The following is a 22705-nucleotide window of genomic DNA, read 5'->3' on the forward strand; positions in this document are numbered from 1 at the left end:
CGTTTTAGTTCATTTCGTTCACGGTGGAAGGCGGTGCGGACGATGGCACCGACACCGCTCACCTCGGGCCGCCGTGGGTGGCCACGGTCGTTGGCGGGACAGGCGATCGCGCTGCAGGTCGTGGTGATCGCGCTGATCGTGGTGGCCGGCAGCGCGCTGGCGCTGATCGACGCCCGCGGCGACGGTGACGCCGCTGCGCGTCAGCAGGTGCTCGGCATCGCCACCGCGCTGGCCGACGCGCCGTCGACGGCCGAAGCGATCGAGTCCGGCCGCGCCACCGAGGTGCTCCAACCGGTGACCGAAGCGGTCCGCACCCACACCGACATCGCCTTCATCACGATCATGGCGCCGGACCGCACCCGTTTCACCCACACCGATCCCGACCAGATCGGTGGTGACTACATCGGGACCATCGCGCCGGCTCTGCGCGGTGAGACGTTCACCGAGGTCTACACCGGCACGTTGGGGCCGTCGATCCGCGCGGTCGCCCCGGTACGAAATACGGCCGGCGACATCGTCGGCCTGGTCTCGGCGGGAATCCTGCAGCAGAGCCTGGCCGACCGCTGGCGGGCACAGTGGCCCGGCATCGCCGCCGTTGTCCTTGGCGCCGTTGCGGTCTCGGCCATCGGCCTGTGGGCGATCCGGCGTCGACTGCTCCGGCAGACCCACGGATTGCGTCCCGATGAGCTGCGCGTGATGTACGAACACCACGACGCGATCCTGCACTCGGTGTCCGAGGGGCTGATCGTGCTCGACGCAGACGGGGTGGCCTTGGTCAACGACGAGGCCCGGCGCCTGCTGGCGCTCCCGTCGGGAGCCGTGCGACGGGAGGACCTGCCCGAGTTCCTGCGATCGTTCAACCCGGGTGCTCGCGATGAGATCCACGTGACCGACGAGCGCGTGCTGGTGGTGAACCGGTCCCCTGTGCGGCTGCCCCGCCACCCGGAGTCGAGTCACGCCGAAGTGGTGACGATTCGCGACCGCACCGAATTGCAGGGAGCGCTGGGCGAACTCAACTCGTTGAAGGTGTTGACCGACTCGCTGCGATCGCAGGCACACGAGGCGGCCAACAAGCTGCACACCGTCGTGACGATGGTCGAGATGGGACGCCCGGATGAGGCCGTCACCTTCGCCACCGACGAGTTGGAACTGTCCCAGCGTCTCGTCGACCGACTGTCCGAGGCGGTGAGTGAGCCGGCGTTGGTGGCGTTGTTGCTGGGCAAGGCGGCTCAGGCCGATGAGCGGGGCATCGAGTTCACCGTCACCGAGGACACGCAGCTTCCGGCCGAGGCCGACGAACTGCTGCTGACGGGACAGGAGATGGTCACGGTGTTGGGCAACCTGATCGACAACGCCATGGATGCCTGCGACCGGGCCGAGCCGTGGGTGGAGGTGACCGTCCACCAGGATGCACACCGACTGCTGATCAGGGTGGCTGACAGCGGAGAAGGTATGGATGTCAACACCTTTGCCCAGGCGATGACGCGCGGCTATTCGACGAAGGTGGGTGAGGACGCTGACCGGCACGGGCTCGGTCTGGCGCTGGTGGCCCAGGTGGTCAACCGTCACGGCGGAACGCTGAGCGCCGACGTGACGTACGGCTCGGTGGTGACAGTGACGGTGCCCCGCTGATGATCTCGGTGCTGATCGTCGAGGACGAGGAGTTGATCGCGGAGGCGCACCGGTCATACCTGGGCCGCCTGGAAGGCTTTTCGGTGCACGCGGTGGCGCACACGGCGCGTGACGCGATGCGCGCAGCCAGCGAGGCCGCCGCGGACGCGCGCGCCATCGATCTGGTGCTGCTCGACCTCGGACTTCCCGACGCAAGCGGAATCGCGCTGGCTTCAGCGTTATCCGGGCTGCGGCCGGCGCCGGACATCATCGCGATCACTTCGGAGCGCGACCTCGAGATGGTGCGGGCGGCGGTGGGACACGGGGCGCTGGCCTACCTGCTCAAGCCGTTCACATTCGCCGCTTTCCGGGATCGCCTCGAGCGGTACCAGCGCTACCGGGAGGCGCTGCCGGCGGGCACCGACGCGGCCAGCCAGGCCGAAGTCGACCGTGCGCTGGCCGAATTACGCGTGAGCTCGGACCGGTCGACCGCGCCGAGATCGGGTGCGGCGTCGACGAACGACGACATCGCGCGCGCTGTCCGCGACAGCGGCGACGGCGGGATCACTGCCGACGAGGTGGCCAAACGTGTCGGGGTGTCGCGCGTGACGGCGTGGCGCTACCTCGAGCGCCTCGCCGACGAGGGAACGATGTCGCGCGCTACCGACTACGGGAGAGCCGGCCGTCCGAAAACCCGATACCAGTGGCGCTGACCGCACGCGAACATCGCGCGAGGTCCCAGGCGGGACGGGTCAGGCTGGGGCGGGCTGGAGTTCGCGGGCACGCGGGGCGCGCACGATGATCGGGTCGGTCGCCACGAACTGCGTGTACAGCTCCTCGATGGTCGAGGACACCGCGAAGACGCTCACCCCGCCGGCGTAATCAGCCGCATAGAGCCGAGAACCGTCGGCGGCCAACGCCACGCAGGACGGCCGCCCGGCGAGCGTCAACGACTCGACGATCTCGAGGCGCAGCGTGCACAGGACCGTCACGCGGTCGTAGTCGACGATGTAGGCGCGCGCCAGGTCGGGGCTCATGGCCAGCTGAGTGGGGGCTCCGCCCAGCGTCACCGTGTCGGTGACGGTGTAGGTGGACAGGTCGATGACCTGCACGGCACCTCCCACCGCGCGGTCGGAGGTCAACACGTAGACCGCGCTGCCGACGTGGGCGATGTCGCGGATCGGCGAACCGACCGGCACGACCCGGCGCACCCGTGCCGTCTCGGCGTCGACGATGATCAGCTGGCTGCCACGCTCGTCGGTGACGCCGGCGACCAACCGCTTGCCGGTGGGATCGACACGCAGCGCGTCGATGCCGGCGCCCGGACCGCTGCCGAGCTCGATGGTGCTGACACGCTCGGCGCCGGTATCGATCACCGCGACCGCGACACGTCCTTCGTCGTCCTGGCCGGCGTACACACGCTGGCCGTCCGGGCCGACGGCGAGTGCGGTTGCCGGGCCGGCGAGTGGGAACGTGGCCGTGACGGTGCCGGTGGAGAGGTCGATCACCGACAACCGGTCCTCATCCTCCGACGTCGTCGCCACGAATGCCTGGGCTTCGGATGCGACCGCGGCGACCGGTTCCCCGGCCACCAGGTGCGTGGCGAAGGACAGCGTCGCCGGATCAAGGATCGACACGGTGTCGTCACCGGGGTTGGTCACCAGAGCCCCGGCAGTTCCCACGGCGAGATCGCCGATGGGGCCGCGGCCGATTGTGATCTCGCGCTCCCGAACGGCGGGATTCTGCCCAGCAGCCCCCAGCACCGCGCCAGTCACACCTGACGCAGATCTGCCATCGAGCACCATGTGCCCCTTGGGCATCAAAATGTTTGCCATGTGTCGTGGTACCTCCACCGGCTGACCCAACGCCGGCCCTAGATTCCCTGTCGTTACGCCCGGATCGGGCGCGACCTGCACCGAGTGTAGCCACCGAAACCGACACGCCAATCGGGCCAATTCGCGGTCCGGCCCCGAAATAGCCACCCTTCTCAGGCCACGCTTAGAAATTTCTTCGTTATCGGCTCGTTATATTTCGCTAGCAATGGCGAAACACGACGTGAACAGCGCGGGAAGAATAGCGCGCTTCGCCTCTGATGGGCCGGTCTGTCAAACGTCGGATCACAGATTCTTAGCTTTCGCGCAAAAACTGAGCGCCAAATCACAAGGCGACATGCCGCAGTCGTCAGCGCCGGACGCTCCACCTGACGCCGACGCGTCACGGCGCCCGCCCCGGGGTACGCACGAGTTCGTCCCCCGATTAGCTGACATCCACGCGGGAGGACGGACCTAGGCGATCTCCGCCCCTCGTAGCGACGCGATGTGCGCCGAGGGAATCAGCCCCTCTGGATCACACAGCCCGAGCACGCGGGCGACCGCCGGGCTGGCCACGACGCACCATTCGACTCCGCCGCGGAGCAGATGCGCGTTGATGGCGTGCAGAGCCGACATCCCGTCGACGGCCATGAAACCCACCTCGGTGAGGTCGAGAACCAGGCCGGAGCAGCCGCAGGCGGCGTCACGAACCGTCGCGGCGAATTCTGCGGCGTTGACCGTGTCGATCTCGCCCGACACCGACACCGTGGTGTGCGTGGTGCGACCCCGCCCTCGGGTGCGGGAACCGACCTGCAGCGCCGTCGAACCGACCGAGAACTGGCGCCGGTCGGCGGTCCTGCTGCGGATGGAGGTGACTGTCATCGCCGTCCCACCACGCCTCAACCGCGCCAGGCTGTTCGGCGCTCCATGACGCGCACGCCCACTGTGTCTCGATCGAACTTCACGTTGTCCACGTCGGCGCTCCGCTCCACACCGTCAATCAGCCGAAGTGGACGTTCCCCGACGAAACGAAACTCAAACCTGCCAGGGTCGCCGAATTATTCGGAGAAGCTCGTCAGGGCGACATCCAGTGACGAGAACACTTCGATGTAGTCGGCGATCCCGGTGATCTTGAGCGGTCGGCTGGTCGCCGGGCCATCGGCGACGACCGCGAATCGGGTGTTCTCGCCGAGGCGGTTGTGGGTGACCATCAGAACCTGCATCCCGGCAGAGGCGAGGAATTCGACATCGGTCATGTCGACAATCAGTCCCGCGGGCTTCCTCGCGGCGGCGGTGTCGATGACGTCCTGGAGCTGCGGTGCGGTCAACATGTCCACGGCACCGGTCGCGGTGACGACGACGGTGGAGTCGGCGTCGCCGACTTGGCGTTGGCTGAATTGCTGCACGTGGCAAGCCTCATCTCTGGGTGTGCATCCGGAGGGGCAGGCTCCGGACGTGACGAGTGATCAAGACGATCTAGTGAGGCTTGACGTCTAAACCTGGCACCCAACCGCCTCCAGGTTATCGGAGACGCCGATCACGCGTGAGCGCTCGGCGGACGAAGTCGTCGCCCGGCCTGAATGCCCAGAAGGCTACCGCAATAGCGTGGGCTGCCACCACCGCGTCAGGGGACGTGGGCCACTTGGGCGGCGCGCCGTTCCCGGATTCGTGGTAGCGCGACGGATAGCATCCCCACAGACACTGCACAGGGAGGCCACATGCACGCCCGCTTCGCCCGTTTGTCGAGTGCGACCGCGGCGATCGCGGTGACGACCGTCGTGTTCGGTTCGCCGGTCGCGCAGGCCGCCGACGGCGACGCCGAGTTCCTGTCGACCCTGGCCGGCCTGGGCATCGAGTTCGCGACGCCCGACGAGGCCGTGGCCGCCGGCAACAACATCTGCGACATCGTCTCTGAGGGCAACGCCAACGGCATCGCACCGACCGAGATCCGTTCGGTGGTCGTGAACTCGATGGTCGGCGAGAGTCTCACCAGCGCCGAGGCCACCCAGGTGATGCTCAGCGCGGTGTCCGCCTACTGCCCCGAGTTCACCGCCGTCGTCGGCAGCTGACGGCGAGCGCCTCCGGCAACTGAGGGCGAGCGCATCGTCCCGCGATCTCCATCCAATCTCCAGACAACCTCCAAGCACCGGCCCGGCCCGGTCGAGACCATGGGTCCAGTCACATAACCCGTGGTCACGCCAGTGGCCCACCGATGCAAGGAGTTCTGTCATGAAGAAGTTCATCGCCGCCACGATCCTGCCGGCCGGCGCCCTGCTGGCCTTGGCCACTCCGGCGACCGCTCAGCCCGGTTCGGCGGCCACCACCATCAACGGACTGGAAGCCCAGGGGTTCGACGTGCGCATCACCCGCGTGGGAAGCGCACCGCTGGACGCCTGCACAGTCACCGGTGTGCGCAATTCCGGGCGTCCGGCCCAACTCATCCCGTTCGACGACGACGACATCAACGTGTTCACCGTCCTGCCCAAACCGAAGGTCACCGTGTCGCTGAACTGCCAGGGTTGAGCGCCGCGACGTTCTTCAGGTGACGCCGACTCGACCATCGAGTTCGCCCGAGGGACGCGCTGCTGATCGCGCAGGCGTCATGGCTGATCGCGCAGGCTTCATGAATCAGCGGCCGCTCACGTCGACGGCACGATGAGGCAGCCGGCGAACTCCTGTGCAGTCCGTTGCCCGGCCGTTATCCGACTCATAGCGGGCACCCACCTTCGCCACACGCTGGGCCCATCAGGGCTTCCTACCGTCTGCAGCGCGGGGATTCGCCCGCGCACATCAACGGACAAGGAGAACACATGAACGTCACCGGCCTCGCGGCGAAAGCGTCGACCTTGGTGGGCGGTTTCGCGCTCGCCGGACTGTTGGGACTCGGACTCGGCAGCGCCGCCGCGGCCCCCGGGCAGCCGTGCGGCGCGCCGAACACACCTGCGTGCCAGGGCGCGCCTGGACCGGGTGGTTCTGGCAGCCCCGGTCAGGGTGGATGGCAGAACCGCGGCATGGACCAGGGGCGTGCGGACCACCAGCCGTTCAACTACAACGGCCAGCAGGTCCATCCGCTGCCCGCCGGGAACGGCGACGGGTGGGGGTTCTGGTTCCTGGGACGTTGGATCCGGCTGTAGCAATCGGCGCGTTCTGAGCGTGTGGCCCGGCGCTCGACGGGCGCCGGCCCACCGCGCGCGCATCATCGGCGGCTCACCGCGGGCGCATCGGCCGCCCACCGCGGGCGCATCGGCCGCCCACCGCGGGCGCATCGGCGGCTGACCGCGGGCGCATCGGCCGCGCGCGCCTCCCGCATGAGTCTCGACCTTCACTTTAGCCTTAGGGGCCGTGACCACTTTGCTCGAGCCTTCGCTGGCTGACCTGGACTTCGACCCGGAAATCCTGTGCAGCTGCCACAGGTTCTGCGGCCCACTCGCCCATCCGGCGACCTTCTGGGTCACTCTTTCCTGCGGATGCCCGTACCCGATGTGCCAGCGTGCGTTGCGGATGGCCAACGTGCGACTCAAGGTTCGAAGCCTGACCTGCCGGTTGTGCGAGACGGAGGAGATCGCCATCCGCTCGGTCGTCCGTATCTGACAATTACGTAAGGTTGCGCACAACCAAATCGTGGTAAACACGGGTCGTGGCCTCTCTTCGCATCGACGACCAGATGTGCTTTGCCCTGTACACCGCGTCGCGGACGATGACGGCGGCATACCGGCCTCTGCTCGCCGACCTCGGCATCACCTATCCGCAGTACCTGGTCATGCTCGCGCTGTGGGAGGACGGTCCGAGCAGCGTGGGCCAACTCTGCGAGCGGTTGAGCCTGGATTCGGGAACGCTGTCCCCGCTTCTGAAGCGTCTCGAAGCCACGGGTTACATCACCCGGCAGCGATCGATGGCCGACGAGCGACGCGTCGACATCGCGCTGACCCCTACCGGTAGCCGGCTACGCGAGCGGGCCGTCTGCATCCCGGAGCAGATGTTCGCCTCCATCGACATGTCGATGGAGGACGCGATGGGACTCAAAGACGCCCTGAAGCGGTTGACCACGGCGATTCTCGCCCATCAGAACAGCACCCCCCCGAGCGAAGGAGCGCACTGATGAAAACCCTGTACACCGCCGAGGCGCTGGCCACCGGCGAGGGACGCGACGGCCACGGGCGCACGTCGGACGGCAAAGTCGATGTAGCACTGAGCATCCCGAAGGAGATGGGCGGCGCAGGCACCGGGACGAACCCCGAGCAGTTGTTCGCCGTCGGTTACGCGGCGTGCTTCCATTCCGCGCTGCGACTGGTCGCCAGACAGGACGGCGCCGATGTCTCCGACTCCACCGTCGGCTCCCGGGTGTCGTTGGGCAGCAACGACACCGGCGGCTTCGTACTGGCCGTCGAGCTGGAGATCACACTGCCGAACGTCGACCACGACACCGCCCAGGCGCTGGCCGAGAAAGCCCACCAGGTGTGCCCCTACTCCAACGCCACCCGGGGCAACATCGACGTCGTGCTGACCGTGACCGACGACTGAGAGTCCGGCTTCACGCGAAGTGTGACTTGTACACCTGCCCGTGGACGCCGACAGTCTTGTCGACGACCTGTGACACCGAGAAGTCTGCGGCGGCAGACAGGTACGCGTATGCGGTCGGGCGGTCCATGCCGCGATCGGTTTCCAGGAAGTCGAGGGCGTTGACGACCGCGCGCCGCATGGCCACGTCGAGATCCGTGCCGTTGCCGTTCAACGCTCCGTCAGGATCGGACAACCCGATCGGCACCCAGGCTTCCGCAGTCTCGGCGAACGGGTACCGGTAGGCCACCGACGGGGCATCACCGGAGCCCGGCTTGCAGACCGACAGCCGGTAGCTGCCGCGCAACGAGCCCTCCATCGCGGTGAGGGCGACCTCGCCGTCACCCATCGCCATGTGCGGATCGCCGACATAGAACAGCGCGCCTTCGGCGAACACCGGCAGGTAGAACGTCGCACCTTCACCGAGGAGTCGGATGTCGATGTTGCCGCCACCGACAGTCGGCGGCACAGAATGCGCGGTCGCCGAAGTCGGGTCGGGATCCTGGGAGAACGCCACCCCCATCATCCCCATGAAGGGATTGAGCGGGAAGCGAACCTGCGCGTCGCCGTACTTCATGACGCCGTGGCCGTCGACGACCGTGGTGAAGGTCGAAACATTCCCGTAGAGCGCCGGATTCGAGTTGGACCGACCGTCGGTTCCGACCGGCGGCATCACCTCGCTCAGGGCTATCCCTTCCGGCGCGCCACCGTCGGACTGGCGGGCCAGCGCACCCTTGCCGTGCCGGCTCGACACGACACCGTAGGGGACCCGCGGGATCGCCTCCAGGATCTCGATCTTGAGCACGTCGCCGGGTTGCGCCCCCTCCACGAACACGGGTCCGGTGACCACATGAGGCCCGTCCTTGTCGAAGTTCCGGGGTGTGCGGGTGTAGTCCGCGGCGACACCGATCGCATCAGCGAGCACGTCGGAGTCGGCGACGCCGTGAGCGCCGAAGAACTCGACCGGGTCGCGGCCCTGGTCTTCGAGGACACCTTCGTGACTGACGGTGTCGATGGTGACCGTCTCACCCGACGCCATCTGCATCGCCGGCGCGGTGTGCACATTCGGCACGTAACCCCACAACACCTGATCCGGTGTGGACTGCAGGTAGTGATCACCGCTGGGCTCGCCCTGCCCGGGCTGCAGGATGGTGAAGCTGGAGGACGTGGCCGACGGTGTCGACGTCGAACCACCTGACGAGCAGGCCGACGCCACGCCGGCCACGCCGGCGCCGGCGCTGAGGGCCGCGACCGCGCGGACGAAATCGCGTCGGCCGAGCCCGGTCCACAACGATTCGGCCGCCTCGCGGGCAATCTCGCTCATCGCGGCCTCACCACCGGTAATCCAGGAACTTGCCGTCGAAGGTGACCACCACGCGGTCTCCGTCGGGATGTTCGCGACGGGCGATGTCGACCTTGAAGTTGATGGCACTCATGATGCCGTCACCGAACTCCTCGTGGATGAGCTCCTTGAGCGCCGGGCCGTAGACCGCCAGCGCCTCCTGGAAGCGGTAGATGGTCGGGTCGGCCAGCAGGGCCGGATCGATACCGCGGGACGGCTGGCTCTGCAGGCTCTCCGCGACCGCGGAGTCGAGATCCAGCAGGGCACAGACCCGTTCGGCCTGCCCGGCCGGCATGGGGTGCTGGCCCAGCAGGGCCGCGACGCACCACACCAGCGGCGCATCGATCTCACCGGCGATGTCGGCCCAGCTCAGCTTCTTACGTATACGAGCTGCGATGATCAGTTCAGCAGCTTCCGACTTGGCCATGATCGGGGTCATGCGTTCGCTCCTTCGCGTTCCTTGGGCGTGGCGTCGAGGCCGTCGGGAACGAATAGCCTCGGCTTGCCGGTCCGGGCGTGGGTGGCGAACAGCGTCAGACCGACGAAGGCCAGACCGCCCACCAGATTGCCGACCACAGTGGGGATTTCGTTCCAGATCAGGTAGTCGCCGATGGAGAAGTCACCACCGAGCATCAACCCCGACGGGAACAGGAACATGTTGACGATCGAGTGCTCGAAACCCATGTAGAAGAACAGCATGATGGGCATCCACATCGCGATCACCTTGCCCGACACACTCGTCGACATCATGGCCGCGACGACCCCGGTGGACACCATCCAGTTGCACAGAATGCCGCGGATGAAGAGGGTGAGCATGCCCGCCGCGCCGTGTTCGGCGTAGCCGACGGTTCGGCTGTGGCCGATCTCGCCGATCCGCTGGCCGACCTCGTTCGGGTCGACGCTGAACCCATAGGTGAAGACGATCGCCATCATGACGGCCACGGTGATCGCGCCGAGGAAATTGCCCACGAAAACCCAACCCCAGTTACGCAGCATCGAGCGGACCGTGACGCCGCGGCGCTTGTCCAGCAATGCCAGCGGCACCAGCGTGAAGACGCCGGTGAGCAGGTCGAAGCCGAGTAGATAGAGCAGACAGAACCCGACCGGGAACAGCACCGCACCGACCAGAGCGTTGCCGGTCTGCACCGTGATGGTCACGGCGAACGCGGCGGCCAGCGCCAGGATCGCCCCGGCCATGTACGCGCGGATCAGGGTGTCTCGGGTGGACATCGTGGCTTTGGCTGCGCCGGCATCGATCATCTTGCCGACGAAGTCCGAGGGACTCAGATAGGACATCAGGACACCTTCCGGGGAGTGGTCCCTCAGGTATTCCCTGGCCGTATTGCCGATCAGCAACGCCTCTTATACGTCCGTGTTGCCCCGTGTTGCCTGGTTATCACAGCGCGCGTTCTGCAGGTGTGAGGGTGGCACGTTTCACGTGCGCCCGATTTGACAACACTGCAGGCGTGGAGCAGATCAACGACCCGCCGGAAACGCCGAAAGACGCCACCCAGGCCACCGAGGGCCAGCGCGAGGAGCAGGACAAACTGGATCGCCAGGACGAAGACCCCGAGGGCCCCGCACGCAACCAGACCTACCGCGACATCCCCGACGAGAACTAGCGCGTCTTGTAGGCGACCGCGGCGCTCGACGGCCCGTCCAGGGGGATGGTCTCAAACGACCGAAATCCTGCCGCGGTGCACCACTGCCGGAATTCGGCGGCTGTGTAGTCGAACGCATCGCCGAACTCGATGAGCATGTTCAGCGACATCGTCAGGCCGAATGTGTTGGTGCGTCGCGCGTCATCGATCAGCGATTCGACGACGACGAAGGCCCCGTCGTCGGACAGCGCTGCATAGGCTTTGGCAATCAGTGCCCGCTTCTGGTCGAGGTTCCAGTCGTGCAGGATCATGCCCATCGTGATGACGTCGGCAGCAGGCACCGGGTCGGTGAAAAAGCTCCCCGCGACGGTGTCGATTCTGTCCGCCAGGCCACTGTCGGCGACTTTGCGGCGGGCGATATCGGTGACGGCAGGCAGGTCGAAGCTCACGCAGCGCAGATGCGGGTGTGCGGTGGCCACGATGCGGCTGAGCAACGCGTCCGCGCCACCGACGTCGCACAGCCGCGCGTAACGATGAAACGGAAAGCGGTCAGCCAGCACCTCGAAATTGCGCCGCGAGGACGAGTCCATGGCGGCGATGAAGGTCTCGAGACGTTGCGGGTCGGCGTAGAGAGTCTCGAAGAACGGCCGACCCGAGTGCTTGACCTCGCTTTGCGCCCGGCCCGTCTTGAGAGCCTCCGTCAGGTCGGCCCAGTAGCGGTAGTTGCGCTCTTCCCAGATGTTGAGCAACCCACCCTGATACGCGGGGCTGTTCTCGTCGAGGAAGTGGGCGCTCTCGGGGGTGTTCCGATACCGGGCGGCGGGACCGTCACCGTCGCGGTCGAGCAGCTCCACCGATACCAGCGTGTCGAGGAAGTCGGTGGCGGGACGCAGCACCAGGCCGAGGCGTTCCGCGATCTCGCCTACCGTCATCGCCTGGTCGCCGAGCACGGTGAACAGCCGCAGCCCCACCGCGGACAGCAACACCTTGGCGGTCGTGTATCCGCCACCGATGGCCATGATCCGGTCCGGCCGCAACTCGTCCATCGCCCGACCTCCGATCGGCGCTGTTCGACCCGTCAACCGTAACCGCATGCCCTCGCCGCGGGACCGGATGCGTCGAAGCCGTTGCCGCCGTGGCAATTCAGGCTTTCTCGGTGAGCGGCTCCTCCGGTGGCATCCGCTCGCGCAGGCTGTCGTAGATCGGCGGAGAACCGACCAGGTACGCGGTCAGCACCGCAGCCGCGGTGCCGGCCAGCATCGGGATCGCCGCCTCCGTCGTGGCCGTCATCTCGATGACGAGCACGATGGCGGTCACCGGGGCGCGCACTGTCGCACCGAAGAACGCCGCCATGCCGACCAGCGCCATCGGGATCTGCAGACCGGTCAGGTCATGCGGCCACACCGCGTCGACGACGCCGACGAACAGCACCCCCCACAGCGCGCCGAGCGCCAGCAGAGGCGCGAACAGACCGCCGGGCACGGCGGCGGAGTAGGACAGCGGGCCGGCGACGAACCGCACGAGGAGATAACCGATCACCACCGGCAGCACGAAAGTCTGCCCGCCGAGGATCATCTCGGTGAGAGTGTCACCGCCGCCGACGGCCAGCGGATAGACGAACATCGCCAGACCGACCAGAGCTCCGATGACGGCCGCCTTGACCGGCGCGGGCACCCGGCGGATCGCGCCGACGCGATCCAGGAACCACAGCACCAGCCGGTTGTACGCCGCTCCGAGAAGCCCGCACAGCACCCCGAACACCGCGAACAACCACAACCAGCGCAGCTGCGGGGTCGCCATCGGTTCGACCAGGAAGTCGGGCCGGTTCCCCAGCATCCAGCGCACCACGCCCACCGCGGTGGCCGCCGCGCACAACGTCGCCAGCACCGTTTTGACGCGGAACGACTTGGTGACCTCCTCGAGGGTGAACAGCGTGCCGCCGATGGGCGCGTTGAACGCGACCGCCAGGCCGGCACCGCCGAGGGCGGTCTGCATCATCCTGATCTCCGGAGCGGGCAGGCGGGCCCGCCGTGCCGCCTCGGCCCCCACCGCGGCACCCATGTGCACCGTCGGTCCCTCACGCCCCAGCACCAACCCCGAGCCGATGCCGAGCACGCCTCCGACGAACTTCGCGGGCACGAGCTTGATCAGAGGTGGGCGCGCCTCACCCCAGTAGACGGCCTCGACGTGCTGGATGCCGCTGCCGGCGGCCAGCGGCATCCACTTCACGATCAGCGAGGCGAGCGTCGCTCCGAGAGCCGCGGCGGCGATCGGGATCAACCAGTTGGGTCCGGCCAGCCCGTGTGCCCAGTCGACCATGTCGAGACGCAGCCGCTCAGCCTGGTCCAGGCACCAGCGGAACGCGCCTCCGACGACGCCGATCACGACCCCGGCCAGTACGGCGGTCAGGCAGATCAGGACCGCGCCGCGCATCGAGTCGTCGTACTCGTGGGGACCGGGCCTCGACGTCGATTCGGTCATCGTGGAGTGTGAGTCCGTCCGTCGTGCTGCGGGATTCGCGGGTCGGTGCGCTGGGCCGCCTCAGTGTCGCACACCGTCGGCGTCGCGGCGATCGGCTCAGAGCACCGGCAGGAGGCGGCGCAGGATGGCGGCCGAACCCGCGGCGACCTCGTCGACGAACGCGGCGAAGTCGAAGCGGGACTCCCGACCGGCCAGGTCGGACAGGGCCCGGACGAGCAGCCAGGGGATACCGAACCCTTCGCACACCTGGGCGACCGCGGCGCCCTCCATGTCCACCGCGGAGCCGCCGAGTTCGGCGTGCAGCCGTCGACGGGCGGATTCGTCGTGCAGGAACTGGTCGCCGGTGAGCACCGTGCCGTAGGTGATGCGGGGTGGCTCGTCGCGCCCGCCTGCGCGGCGCGAGATCGCAGGAAGCGCATAACCCTCGAGGCGGTCGTGGACCCGCGCACGCAGCGCGGGGTCGAGGTCGTGGCCGAAGCAGTCGGTGGGGTTGATGAACGGCACGTGGCCGGCCTGATAGTGCGTCAGGCCGTCGGGTTCGATCACCCCGGCGTCATGCTGGACGGCCCGGTCGCCGATCACGATGTCACCGATCCCCAGCGCTGGGTCCAGCCCGCCGGCGACCCCGGAGAACGCGATTGCGCGGCAACCGAACCGGTCGGCCAGCAAGGTCGCGACGACGGCGGCGTTGACTTTGCCCATACCCGCCCCGACCAAGACCACCTCGTGGCCGTCGAGCAGACCCGCGTCGAAACGAGCGTGCGCGACCACGTCGCTTCGCGCCTGGTTCAGCTCGCGGGCCAGGTGCGCACGCTCCGGTTCGATCGCGCAGATCAATCCCACTGTCACGGAAACATCATCTCCCCCGCCAGCCCCAGCCATCCAGGTTGTGGACAGCATTTTCCCAGGATCGGTGACGGACGCCCCCGCCGCGTTCGATAATCACCCGGTGACCGAACCGTCCCGCCCTCCTCGTTCACGCCGGCGCTTCCTGCGCCACCCTGCGACGATCGCCGGCCTCGTCGTGGTGGTCATCGTCGCCGGATTCGCCGCGTACTGGTTTCAGCCCTGGAAATTGTTCACCAGCACCACGGTCGACGAGGCCCCGCCCGCTGCCACCGCCGGGCAGGTTCCCGGCCCGCAGGTCACCGCGACCGGGGCCGCGGTCACCGAGGTGGTGGCCCAGGGCGATCTGGTCAGCCAGGAACACCCCACCAGCGGCACGGTGCAACTGCTGCGGTTGCCGGACGACTCACTGGTGGTGCGAATCGAGAATCTCGACACCAGCGACGGACCCGATCTGAAGGTGTGGCTGACCGACGCTGCGGTGTCGCCGGGCCTGGACGACGCGGGGGTTTTCGACGACGGTCGCTGGGTCGATCTCGGATCGCTCAAAGGCAACCGGGGCAGCGCCAACTATCCGGTGCCGTCGGACGCGGACGTCGACGGTCTGGACAGTGTCAGCATCTGGTGCGACCGATTCAACGTGTCGTTCGGCGCCGCCGAGTTGAATCCGCGCACCTGAACCGCATCCCGGTGACTTCCGGTCGGGAGGGCTGATCTCGTCGGTCAATACTGTTGCGGTGCAGCGCTTTCCGTAGTGCGTTCGTTGCGGCTGGCCAGCCACTTGCTCAGCGGCACGGTCGACAGACCGTGCAGCACTACGGAAACCGCGATCGCAAACGAGACGTAGACGAAGACCCGCTCATCGCCCAATCGACTGGAGGCGTCCATCGCGTAGTACAACGCTGATACGCCGATAGGTCCGAACCAGCTCATGAATGCGAGCTCCTGGCGGGTGTGCAGGCTCCGGTATACGGGGCTGACCAGCCACACCGCCGCCACGCGGCGCAGGAAGACCGCTGCCACCAGTCCCAGCAGCAGTACCGGACTCAGCGCCGCCCACTCCTTCATCGGCAGGAACACCCCCAGCAACAGGAACAGCGGGATCATCAGCAGCCGCGTCAACGCGTCGGCGACGGTGTCCTGCACCTCCTCGGCCGACTGCTGCACCACCTGACCGAACACCGCCGCAGTGATGAACACCCCGAGGATGCCGTCGGTTCCGATGAGTTTGAGCAGACCCAGCATGAACAGCCCGATCGGGATGGCCGTGATGAGCAGGCTGCTGTCGTCGATGTAACCGCGGTCCCGGCAGACGATGTAGGCCTTCCCGAACACCCAACCGGCCAGCGCCGCCAGCACGGCGGCGCCGAGCACCTTCCACAGCACCACCTCGAGCAGCCACTGGGTCCACGCCTGCCCCGTGGGTTGCACCGTCAACAGCAGCAGCGGCAACATCACGAACAGGAAGCCGAGGCCGTCGTTGACGCCACTCTCGCCGGAGAGGTTGAAGCGAACCCGGTCCGGCACATATTTTTCGGCGTTGACGCCGGTGACGACCGGCGTGGTGGTGATCGGATCGGTCGGGGTCAGCATCGCACCAACCAGCAGCGCAAGGGTCAACGGCAGTCCCACCGCGAGCAGCAGACCGGCCGCCGTCAACCACATCACCGCCATGCCGGCGCCGATGATGCCGGCGATCCAGCGCCAGTTCTGTCTCCAATACCCGTGGGGCAGCCGTAACGCCACACCAACCAGCCCCACCCCGAGCGCGATGCGCGATCCTTCGGTCAGCAGCGGATCGCGGTATTCGGCGAGCCGGTCGAAGGGAAGGGCGTCGAGGGCGTGTGGACCGATGGCCGCGCCGATCACGACCGCCAGCAGCGGCGCCGGCAGGCTCCACGAGCTCAGCCGCTCCGAGAACAGCACCAGTACCAGCACCACGCCTGCGCCCACCACGAGGGCGACATTCACCAAGTTCACGACTGCCTCAATCGTCGTTTGCTCACCAGCCCCTGCAGTCGTTTCCCGCTGTGTGACGATTAAACGCGACGGCGCTCACACCAGCAGTCGGGACGCCACGGGCTGCTCGACGTCGACGGTGTGTGTCACGGCGGCCTCGATGGCCGCGGCGACGCCGGTGACCGCCGTGTCGACCGAAATGCTGGGCATCCCGAGATTGCTTTCCAACGCTGCGACTTCGGGCAGCGCGGGCAGATGCAGCCAGGCGGCCCGGGACGGCGATCCGCTGGTCGCAAGGTGGTGCAGCATGCCGTACATGAGGTGGTTGCAGCCGAAGGTGCCGGCGGCGTCAGAGATGTCGGCGGGCACTCCCGCACGCCGCATCGCCAGCACCATCGCCTTCACCGGCGCAGTCGCGAGGTAGGCGACCGGGCCGCCGGGCACCGTCGGCTCACCGTCGAGAACACGGCCCGCATTGTCGGCCAGGCCGTAGCGGGCGCTGTCGTTGATGTTCTGCGCCACGCGTTCGACGGTGATCATCGACCGACCGCCGTATTCGCCGAGCATCACGATGAGGTCGGCGCCCACCTCATCGACAGCGGCGACCGCCGCGGTGATCGACTCCCAGAACACATTCGGCACGATCCGTCCGGTCACCGGAATACCCGCGATCACCTGACCGTCGAGGGCTTCGGTCACGAACTGGGCTGGATTGACCGGTGTGTTGCCGAACGGTCCGAAGCCGGTGACGAGCACAGCTGACATGGGTTTCGCTCCTTGGTCGGCGCTGCGTAATCCATTGTCGGCGATGTCGCGGCGTCGCGTCAGGCTTCAGTCCAGTTCGCCACCTCAGCCCACCGCCTCCAGCACATGGGGGCCCGGGCGCGACGTCGGCTTCGTCGTCGGCGCCGTCTTCTCCGACCAACCGGGCGGATTCAGCAGGTATCCCACGCGGCCGCGCCAGGTCTCGGCCCGCCACGCGTCGCCCACCATGGCGGCGAACTCGTGATAGTTCACCTTGACCGGATTGAACGTGTCGATGTTCGTGGTCAGACCGAACCGTACCGGCTCGACCTCGTCTGCGTAGCTGCCGAAGATCCGGTCCCAGACGATGAGAATGCCGCCGTAGTTCTTGTCCAGGTACGGGTTGTTGGCGCCATGGTGGACCCGGTGATGCGATGGGGTGTTGAAAACGAACTCCACGAGGCGAGGCAATCGGTCGACGCGCTCGGTGTGGATCGGGAACTGGTAGAGCAACACGATCGACTGCGCCAGAAAGATCATCCAGACCGGGATGCCGATCAGCGCCAAGGGCACATAGACGACGGACATCAGGAATGAGCCGGGGATCAGCCACGGCAGCCGAACAGCTGTCGACAAATTGAAGTACTGGCTGGAGTGATGCACGCTGTGGCCCGTCCAGAACAGTCGAACACGGTGCGACATCCGATGTTTGGCGTAGTAGGCCAGGTCGGCGAGGACCAGGGCGAGCGCCCAGACCCACCACTGCGAGGCCGACAGGGTCACCGGTGTCAGCGCCGCAGCGACGGCCACCACGGGCAGCTCGATGAATTTGTCCAGCGGCTTGACGACGCGGCCGATACCATAGATCGACAGGCTCGTCGTGACATCACGCGCCGACACGCCGGCCTTGTTTCGGCCGCTTCTCGCCTCACCGACGGCGTCGCGTCTCGGCTCACCGACGGCGTCGCGTCTCGGCTCACCGACGGCGTCGCGTCTCGGCTCATCGACGGCGTCGCGTCTCGGCTCACCGACGGCGTCGCGTCTCTCTCGGCGATAGGCGACAAACTCGACGGCCATCAGCACCAGGAAAGCCGGGATGGCGTAGACCGAAATCATCGAGATGTTCTGCAGATGATCCATCGATTCGCCTACTTCCGGCTCGCGCGGTCGGTGGCTTTGGGCATCCCGGCGATCTGCCAGGCCAGCGCCTGGCCGAACAAATCCTCGGAGACCCGACCGGGGTCGGTGCGTCGCTGCCGGACCAAGCCCTGGTACAGAGCGAGCACCACGACGGCGAACGATTCCGGCGTCACGCTGCGATCGACCCCGTGGTCCTCGAGCAGTTGCGCGAGGACGTCACGCAACATCGCGAGGGTCCGGTCGGTGCCGCGCGCGAGAATGTCCATGGTCTGCGGGTTGCGCACCGCGTGCAACCAGAACTCGGTCTGCAACGCGGCGGTCTCGATGTCCTTGTCCGCTGCCGCGACCAGCATCCGGCCGAGCACCGCCAGCGGGTCTTCGCCCTGCTCGCGGGCAGTGCCCATCGCCGCCACGATGGCCTCGACCCGCCCGGCGGCGCGCTGAGACATCAGCTCGCTGAACAGTTGCTCCTTGCCGGAGAAGTTCGAGTAGACCGCGCCCACGGAGAAGCCGGCCGACTCGGCGATCAGTTCCACTGACGCCGCGCCGTAGCCCTTGCGCGCAAACACCTCTGCTGCGGCGTCGAGCAGGCGCTCTCTGGTCTGCGCCCTCGCCTCCGCGCGGGTCAGTCTGCGCATTTTCCCATCAGATTCCATATCCAGATAGTAATCACTATTCGAATATCGATGGTTATGAACTTGCTGAGAGTTCGGGCCCTGCGCTCGTGGGCCCTGTCAGCCCCGACCACACGGTTTGAATGCGCTGGTCAGTGGATAGACCGCTAGCAGCATGGATGACAAAGCCGCGACTCGGGACGAGCTCCACCACGCCGCGAAGGCACTGGGGCTCGATCTGCCGGCCAAAGCCACCAAGGCTGAGGTTCTCGAGGCGTTGGCAAGCCCGGCGGCGCACCGGAACTCCGACGGTCGCGACGAAGACAGGCGCGACGGCGCCGACGATGGCGCAGAGGAGACGGACGCCGGGGGGCGCGTCTCGGCTCGGTCCGAGGACACGTCCAGCCGGGATGGTAAGCCGCGCATCGCCTCGCAGATGGAGGCTTTTCGCGTCCTCGCGCAGGCGCGGGCCGAGGGTCAGATGGTGCCTCTGCCGCGCATGCTGACCGGAAACGACCGGCGCACCCACGTCCGCCAGACGATCCGCGAGGACCACCAGCTGCGCATCGCCCGGCACAACGAGGAAGCGTTCGGCAAGTTCGACAAGCTCGCGTCGTCGCGGTTCTCCTTCTTCCGCGGCACCGCACTGCTCTTCTACCGGGACATGGCCGGTGACGATTCGTGGATGCCGACGGTGCTGGCCGCCGGCGATGTCCATCCGGAGAACTTCGGCGTCATGCCCAACGCCGACAACGTCCCGATCTTCGGCATCAATGACTACGACGAGGTGTTCTACGCTCCCTTCACCTGGGACCTCAAACGCGGGGCGACAGGCTTCCTGATCGCGGCCGAGGAGATCGGCGACTACGGCAGCGGCAAGCGCCGCAAGATCGCACGGTCGTTCGTGCGTGGCTACGCCGACAAGGTCAACGTCTACGCCGCCGACAACACCGAGGAATCTGCCGACCTCCGCCGCGACAACGCGCCGGAGCTCATCGCCGATCTGTTCGACGACGCCACCTCCGGCGGCCGGGCCAAGTGGCTGACCAAGAAGTACTACAACGAGAACAAGACCGGCTTTCGCGCCAGCAAGAAGTTGGTGCCCATCACCAGCCGCCGCGACGAATTCCAGGAACTGATCGACCGTTACGTCGCCGAATCCGGGCTGGTGGTGCCGCCACGCGCTGGGACGATGCGCGTCAAAGACGTCGCCGAGCGACGCGGCCAGGGCACAGCGTCGCTGGGGCTTGTGCGCTATTACGTGATGATCGAGGGGCCCCACGCCGACGCCTCCGACGATCTGCTGCTGGAGTTCAAACAGGCCCGTCGTTCTGCGCTGGACGGCCTGGTGCCGCACTCCGAGCACGTCGTCGACGGTAACGCCGACCGCGTCGTGCACGGCCAGCGCGTGCAGTTGGTCAGCGGGGACGTGTTCTACGGCAGCATCAAGCACCGCGGTATCAGCTTCCTGGTGCGGGAGCGGTCGTGGTTCCGCGACGACATCGATCTCGACGATCTGTCGTTCAAGAAGTGGTGTGAGTACGCCCGGATCTGCGGGGAGGTGCTCGCCCAGGCGCACGCGCTCTCCGACGAGGCCGGTCTGCTGGACCACGACGTCGAACCGGACATTGTCGATGCCATGGGGATCCCTGATCTTTTCGTCGACGACATCGTGCGCTACGCCGAGGAAGCCGACGAGAGATGCCGGCGCGACCACAACGGTTTCCGGGACGATCACGAGCTGGGCGCCTTCCGTCGCATCGATCTGGTCTACCGCTGAGGCTGGTGTTTGGGCCTCCGCTGCCCGAACTGGTCGTCGCCGTCACCGCTGTGCGCCGCGGGTCGCTGTCGTTGGCGGTCGGCGACAGCCTCGGCGGCAGCTCCTACGACCTGCTGATCTTGGTGGTGTTGGATGCCGTATACCGCGACGGCACAATCTCTTCAGCGGTCGGGCCTGCGGAGATGGCCTGGGTGTTGTTGTCGATCGTGCTGGTGTCGACGCTGATTCTGGGTCTGCCCCGCCGCCAGAAGCATGGGGTGGGCAACGTCGGCTTCGAAACGGTCCTGATGCTCGCTGTGTACGCCGGCGGCGTCGGGGCCATCACGCTGTCCTGATCTCGCCGCATGCGTTGCGTGCGGTGAACGTCACCGCGAGCCGGCGGCGCACCCATCAGGCCGGCTTGCTCAAGCCGTCACGCTCACTCGATCTCGCCGCACTCCTCTTGCACCGAACTTCACCGTGAGCCGGCGGCGGCATGCCATGGTGGCACTCGTGCGTCCACCGAGTTTGCCCTCTCCTCCGTTGATGTACCCGTTGTTCGGCGGCCTCTATGCCGCGGCGTACGGCGTCGGCGGTCAGCCACTGGTACGCCGACTGGTGCAGAGCTACGGCCCGGTGATCGCGCTGCCGGTCCTCGGCTACGGCCGCGTCGTCGCCGTCGCAGACCCCGCCCTCGCCAAACAGGTGTTCACCGCCAAACCCGATGTGCTGCTGGGTGGTGAAGGGGTAGGACCAGCCGCCGCGATCTACGGTCGGCGGTCGATGTTCGTGCTGGAGGAACCGGAACATCTGCGGCGGCGCAAGCTGCTCACCCCGCCGCTGCACGGAGACACCCTGCGGAGCTACGTCCCGGCCATCAAGGCCGCTACTCACTCGGCGATGGCGTCCTGGCCGTCGGATTCACCCGTCCGGATGCTCGATGCCGGTCGCGACCTGACACTCGACGTGATCGTGCAGGTGATCTTCGGGGTGCATGCCGCCGAAGACATCGAACGGCTCGGAAAGCCGTTCGCGGACCTGCTGGACTTGGCACTGTCCACCGAGACTCCGGTTCGCTACGCGGCACGCCGGCTCGGCGCACTGCGTTCCTGGGGCACGCTGAGGGACGTCAATCGCAGGATCGACCAGATTGTGCTGCCACTCATCGCCCGTCGACGCGAGACCGCAGAGCGAGGTGGCGCCACCGACGTGCTGAGCATGTTGGTCGATGCACGCGGAGAAGATGGCGATCGGCTGTCGGACAACGAAATCCGCGCTGATGTCATCACGCTCATGCTCGCCGGACACGAGACGACGGCCACCACACTGGCGTGGCTGGTGGACCTGCTGGCGCATCACCCCGACGTGCAGCGGCGCGTACGCGCCGAGATCGGCGCCGGACATACCGATTACACCGAGGCGGTGATCAACGAGACCCTTCGCCTGCGGCCGCCCGCGCCGATTACCGGCAGGATGACCGCCGAGAAGTATCGATTGGGCGACTACACGCTGGCGGCCGGAACACGCATCGTCCTGCTGCTCGATGCCATCAACCGTGACCCGGAGACTTACCCCGACCCAGACACGTTCGATCCTGAGCGTTTCGTCGGGGCGCGTCCGAACCCCTACGGCTGGGTGCCCTTCGGCGGAGGGATCAAGCGCTGTATCGGCGCCAGCTTCTCAATGTGTGACCCCTCCCGGCGAGTCCGGAGGCTGCATTCGTTGAATCACCCTGCCTTTGGTGGGGTGCGTTTGTGATCGTAGTGGAGCTTCTCGACGGCCTCGGGGGTGAAGTCGTCGAGGTACTCGTGCGGGCGCTCGGTGTTGAACCACATCACCCATTCGGCGGTGGCCAGTTCGACCTGGTTGACGTCCCGCCACGGGCCCTGGCGGCGGATGACCTCGTTCTTGAACGATCCGACGGTGGTCTCGGCCCACGCGTTGTCCAGGGCATCGCCGACCGAGCCGACCGAGGGATCCACACCTTCATCGATGAGGCGTTGGGTGAAGGCCACCGAGGTGTACTGGCTGCCCGCGTCCGAATGTGCGATCAGCCCGCGCAGGCTGGTGCCGTCCTGGGTGCGGGTGAAGAACGCGTGTTCGACGGCGTCGAGGACCAGGTCGGTGGTCATTGACCGGGCCGCCCGCCAGCCCACGATCCGGCGACTGTAGGCGTCGATGACGAACGCCACGTAGACGAACCCCATCCACGTGGCCACATACGTGTAGGGGTCGGACCG

Annotated in this window: 27 protein-coding genes; 13 read left to right on the forward strand and 14 right to left on the reverse strand. The window is 67.0% G+C overall.

The window, feature by feature from the left end:
* Positions 1–42 precede the first annotated feature (42 nt).
* On the forward strand, positions 43–1632 hold the full coding sequence (locus J3476_RS26535; protein WP_207069267.1) for an ATP-binding protein: 1590 nt from the start codon (positions 43–45) through the stop codon (positions 1630–1632).
* The gene (locus J3476_RS26540) at positions 1632–2324 is read left to right on the forward strand and encodes a response regulator (RefSeq protein ID WP_207069268.1); all 693 of its coding nucleotides are present in this window, start codon (positions 1632–1634) and stop codon (positions 2322–2324) included. The genes J3476_RS26535 and J3476_RS26540 overlap by 1 nt, the downstream gene beginning before the upstream one ends.
* A gap of 39 nt (positions 2325–2363) precedes the next feature.
* Here J3476_RS26540 and J3476_RS26545 read toward each other — a convergent pair whose 3' ends face one another.
* The 3 genes from J3476_RS26545 to J3476_RS26555 form a co-directional block, all read right to left on the reverse strand.
* On the reverse strand, positions 2364–3446 hold the full coding sequence (locus J3476_RS26545; RefSeq protein WP_207069269.1) for a hypothetical protein: 1083 nt from the start codon (positions 3444–3446) through the stop codon (positions 2364–2366).
* Between the two features lie 450 nt (positions 3447–3896).
* Positions 3897–4304: an STAS domain-containing protein gene (locus J3476_RS26550; protein WP_207069270.1), complete on the reverse strand. Its 408-nt coding sequence runs from the start codon at positions 4302–4304 to the stop codon at positions 3897–3899.
* Between the two features lie 176 nt (positions 4305–4480).
* Complete coding sequence (locus J3476_RS26555; protein ID WP_207069271.1) at positions 4481–4828, reverse strand: STAS domain-containing protein; 348 nt, start codon at positions 4826–4828, stop codon at positions 4481–4483.
* A gap of 312 nt (positions 4829–5140) precedes the next feature.
* Here J3476_RS26555 and J3476_RS26560 point away from each other — a divergent pair, with 312 nt between their 5' ends.
* The 6 genes from J3476_RS26560 to J3476_RS26585 all read left to right on the forward strand — a co-directional run bounded on the left by J3476_RS26560 (position 5141) and on the right by J3476_RS26585 (position 7943).
* Positions 5141–5491, forward strand: coding sequence for a DUF732 domain-containing protein (locus J3476_RS26560; RefSeq protein ID WP_207069272.1), 351 nt, complete (start codon positions 5141–5143; stop codon positions 5489–5491).
* Positions 5492–5651: 160 nt separating this feature from the next.
* Positions 5652–5945 carry a hypothetical protein gene (locus J3476_RS26565; protein WP_207069273.1) on the forward strand — a complete coding sequence of 98 codons (294 nt, stop codon included), beginning with the start codon at positions 5652–5654 and terminating at the stop codon, positions 5943–5945.
* Positions 5946–6232: 287 nt separating this feature from the next.
* Entirely contained in the window at positions 6233–6556 is a 324-nt protein-coding gene (locus J3476_RS26570) for a hypothetical protein (protein WP_207069274.1), read from the forward strand.
* Between the two features lie 208 nt (positions 6557–6764).
* Positions 6765–7013, forward strand: a complete 249-nt coding sequence (locus J3476_RS26575) for a hypothetical protein (RefSeq protein ID WP_207069275.1) — start codon at positions 6765–6767, stop codon at positions 7011–7013.
* 46 nt (positions 7014–7059) lie between these two features.
* Positions 7060–7521 (forward strand): MarR family winged helix-turn-helix transcriptional regulator, encoded by a 462-nt coding sequence (locus J3476_RS26580; RefSeq protein WP_207069276.1) that lies wholly within the window; start codon positions 7060–7062, stop codon positions 7519–7521.
* Positions 7521–7943, forward strand: a complete 423-nt coding sequence (locus J3476_RS26585) for an organic hydroperoxide resistance protein (RefSeq protein WP_207069277.1) — start codon at positions 7521–7523, stop codon at positions 7941–7943. The genes J3476_RS26580 and J3476_RS26585 overlap by 1 nt, the downstream gene beginning before the upstream one ends.
* Positions 7944–7953: 10 nt before the next feature.
* Here the strand turns inward: J3476_RS26585 and J3476_RS26590 are convergent, their stop codons facing one another.
* The 3 genes from J3476_RS26590 to J3476_RS26600 are packed head-to-tail and all read right to left on the reverse strand — an operon-like array spanning position 7954 to position 10617.
* On the reverse strand, positions 7954–9303 hold the full coding sequence (locus tag J3476_RS26590; RefSeq protein ID WP_207069278.1) for an acetamidase/formamidase family protein: 1350 nt from the start codon (positions 9301–9303) through the stop codon (positions 7954–7956).
* A 7-nt stretch (positions 9304–9310) separates the two neighbouring features.
* Positions 9311–9760, reverse strand: a complete 450-nt coding sequence (gene cynS, locus J3476_RS26595; protein ID WP_207069279.1) for a cyanase — start codon at positions 9758–9760, stop codon at positions 9311–9313.
* Positions 9757–10617 (reverse strand): formate/nitrite transporter family protein, encoded by an 861-nt coding sequence (locus J3476_RS26600; RefSeq protein WP_207069280.1) that lies wholly within the window; start codon positions 10615–10617, stop codon positions 9757–9759. Before J3476_RS26600 ends, cynS begins: the two co-directional genes overlap by 4 nt.
* Positions 10618–10787: 170 nt before the next feature.
* Between J3476_RS26600 and J3476_RS26605 the strand changes: the two genes are divergently transcribed.
* A complete protein-coding gene (locus J3476_RS26605; protein ID WP_207069281.1) occupies positions 10788–10943 on the forward strand; it encodes a hypothetical protein in 156 nt (51 codons plus the stop codon).
* Here the strand turns inward: J3476_RS26605 and J3476_RS26610 are convergent.
* From J3476_RS26610 to J3476_RS26620, 3 genes are all read right to left on the reverse strand, one after another.
* A complete protein-coding gene (locus J3476_RS26610) occupies positions 10940–11968 on the reverse strand; it encodes a methyltransferase (protein ID WP_207069282.1) in 1029 nt (342 codons plus the stop codon). The genes J3476_RS26605 and J3476_RS26610 overlap by 4 nt on opposite strands.
* A gap of 97 nt (positions 11969–12065) precedes the next feature.
* A complete protein-coding gene (locus tag J3476_RS26615; RefSeq protein ID WP_373889130.1) occupies positions 12066–13355 on the reverse strand; it encodes a ClC family H(+)/Cl(-) exchange transporter in 1290 nt (429 codons plus the stop codon).
* Between the two features lie 144 nt (positions 13356–13499).
* A complete protein-coding gene (locus tag J3476_RS26620) occupies positions 13500–14285 on the reverse strand; it encodes a 5'-methylthioadenosine/adenosylhomocysteine nucleosidase (RefSeq protein ID WP_286183821.1) in 786 nt (261 codons plus the stop codon).
* A gap of 67 nt (positions 14286–14352) precedes the next feature.
* Between J3476_RS26620 and J3476_RS26625 the strand changes: the two genes are divergently transcribed.
* Positions 14353–14928 (forward strand): DM13 domain-containing protein, encoded by a 576-nt coding sequence (locus J3476_RS26625; protein ID WP_286183822.1) that lies wholly within the window; start codon positions 14353–14355, stop codon positions 14926–14928.
* A gap of 44 nt (positions 14929–14972) precedes the next feature.
* On the opposite strand, the gene J3476_RS26630 is transcribed toward J3476_RS26625, so the two are convergent.
* From J3476_RS26630 to J3476_RS26645, 4 genes are all read right to left on the reverse strand, one after another.
* Positions 14973–16229, reverse strand: coding sequence for a cation:proton antiporter (locus tag J3476_RS26630; protein WP_207069285.1), 1257 nt, complete (start codon positions 16227–16229; stop codon positions 14973–14975).
* A gap of 75 nt (positions 16230–16304) precedes the next feature.
* Positions 16305–16973 carry a pyroglutamyl-peptidase I gene (pcp, locus tag J3476_RS26635; protein WP_207069286.1) on the reverse strand — a complete coding sequence of 223 codons (669 nt, stop codon included), beginning with the start codon at positions 16971–16973 and terminating at the stop codon, positions 16305–16307.
* Between the two features lie 84 nt (positions 16974–17057).
* Complete coding sequence (locus tag J3476_RS26640; protein ID WP_286183823.1) at positions 17058–18092, reverse strand: sterol desaturase family protein; 1035 nt, start codon at positions 18090–18092, stop codon at positions 17058–17060.
* A gap of 8 nt (positions 18093–18100) precedes the next feature.
* Positions 18101–18748, reverse strand: coding sequence for a TetR/AcrR family transcriptional regulator (locus J3476_RS26645; protein ID WP_207069287.1), 648 nt, complete (start codon positions 18746–18748; stop codon positions 18101–18103).
* Positions 18749–18881: 133 nt separating this feature from the next.
* On the opposite strand from J3476_RS26645, the gene J3476_RS26650 reads away from it, so the two are divergent.
* The 3 genes from J3476_RS26650 (at position 18882) to J3476_RS26660 (ending at position 22223) form a co-directional block, all read left to right on the forward strand.
* Positions 18882–20486 carry a DUF2252 domain-containing protein gene (locus tag J3476_RS26650; protein WP_286183824.1) on the forward strand — a complete coding sequence of 535 codons (1605 nt, stop codon included), beginning with the start codon at positions 18882–18884 and terminating at the stop codon, positions 20484–20486.
* Between the two features lie 5 nt (positions 20487–20491).
* Positions 20492–20821 (forward strand): hypothetical protein, encoded by a 330-nt coding sequence (locus J3476_RS26655; protein WP_207069288.1) that lies wholly within the window; start codon positions 20492–20494, stop codon positions 20819–20821.
* Positions 20822–21011: 190 nt separating this feature from the next.
* Complete coding sequence (locus tag J3476_RS26660; RefSeq protein WP_373889131.1) at positions 21012–22223, forward strand: cytochrome P450; 1212 nt, start codon at positions 21012–21014, stop codon at positions 22221–22223.
* Here J3476_RS26660 and J3476_RS26665 read toward each other — a convergent pair.
* A partial coding sequence (locus J3476_RS26665) for an IS3 family transposase (RefSeq protein WP_207069290.1) occupies positions 22193–22705 on the reverse strand: 513 nt, incomplete at its 5' end. The two genes, J3476_RS26660 and J3476_RS26665, sit on opposite strands and share 31 nt — an antisense overlap.

It is taken from the genome of Mycobacterium sp. PO1 (assembly GCF_017312405.1).
Lineage (GTDB): Bacteria > Actinomycetota > Actinomycetes > Mycobacteriales > Mycobacteriaceae > Mycobacterium.

Coding starts and splice junctions, on each gene's coding strand:
- J3476_RS26585 (WP_207069277.1), top strand. CDS start 7,521: ATGAAAACCCTGTACACCGCCGAGGCGCTGGCCACCGGCGAGGGACGC.
- J3476_RS26590 (WP_207069278.1), bottom strand. CDS start 9,303: ATGAGCGAGATTGCCCGCGAGGCGGCCGAATCGTTGTGGACCGGGCTC.
- J3476_RS26610 (WP_207069282.1), bottom strand. CDS start 11,968: ATGGACGAGTTGCGGCCGGACCGGATCATGGCCATCGGTGGCGGATAC.
- J3476_RS26570 (WP_207069274.1), top strand. CDS start 6,233: ATGAACGTCACCGGCCTCGCGGCGAAAGCGTCGACCTTGGTGGGCGGT.
- J3476_RS26535 (WP_207069267.1), top strand. CDS start 43: ATGGCACCGACACCGCTCACCTCGGGCCGCCGTGGGTGGCCACGGTCG.
- J3476_RS26660 (WP_373889131.1), top strand. CDS start 21,012: ATGTACCCGTTGTTCGGCGGCCTCTATGCCGCGGCGTACGGCGTCGGC.
- J3476_RS26650 (WP_286183824.1), top strand. CDS start 18,882: ATGGATGACAAAGCCGCGACTCGGGACGAGCTCCACCACGCCGCGAAG.
- J3476_RS26550 (WP_207069270.1), bottom strand. CDS start 4,304: ATGACAGTCACCTCCATCCGCAGCAGGACCGCCGACCGGCGCCAGTTC.
- pcp (WP_207069286.1), bottom strand. CDS start 16,973: ATGTCAGCTGTGCTCGTCACCGGCTTCGGACCGTTCGGCAACACACCG.
- J3476_RS26560 (WP_207069272.1), top strand. CDS start 5,141: ATGCACGCCCGCTTCGCCCGTTTGTCGAGTGCGACCGCGGCGATCGCG.
- J3476_RS26600 (WP_207069280.1), bottom strand. CDS start 10,617: ATGTCCTATCTGAGTCCCTCGGACTTCGTCGGCAAGATGATCGATGCC.
- J3476_RS26615 (WP_373889130.1), bottom strand. CDS start 13,355: ATGCGCGGCGCGGTCCTGATCTGCCTGACCGCCGTACTGGCCGGGGTC.
- cynS (WP_207069279.1), bottom strand. CDS start 9,760: ATGACCCCGATCATGGCCAAGTCGGAAGCTGCTGAACTGATCATCGCA.
- J3476_RS26565 (WP_207069273.1), top strand. CDS start 5,652: ATGAAGAAGTTCATCGCCGCCACGATCCTGCCGGCCGGCGCCCTGCTG.
- J3476_RS26545 (WP_207069269.1), bottom strand. CDS start 3,446: ATGGCAAACATTTTGATGCCCAAGGGGCACATGGTGCTCGATGGCAGA.
- J3476_RS26640 (WP_286183823.1), bottom strand. CDS start 18,092: ATGGATCATCTGCAGAACATCTCGATGATTTCGGTCTACGCCATCCCG.
- J3476_RS26540 (WP_207069268.1), top strand. CDS start 1,632: ATGATCTCGGTGCTGATCGTCGAGGACGAGGAGTTGATCGCGGAGGCG.
- J3476_RS26620 (WP_286183821.1), bottom strand. CDS start 14,285: ATGGCTGGGGCTGGCGGGGGAGATGATGTTTCCGTGACAGTGGGATTG.
- J3476_RS26645 (WP_207069287.1), bottom strand. CDS start 18,748: ATGGAATCTGATGGGAAAATGCGCAGACTGACCCGCGCGGAGGCGAGG.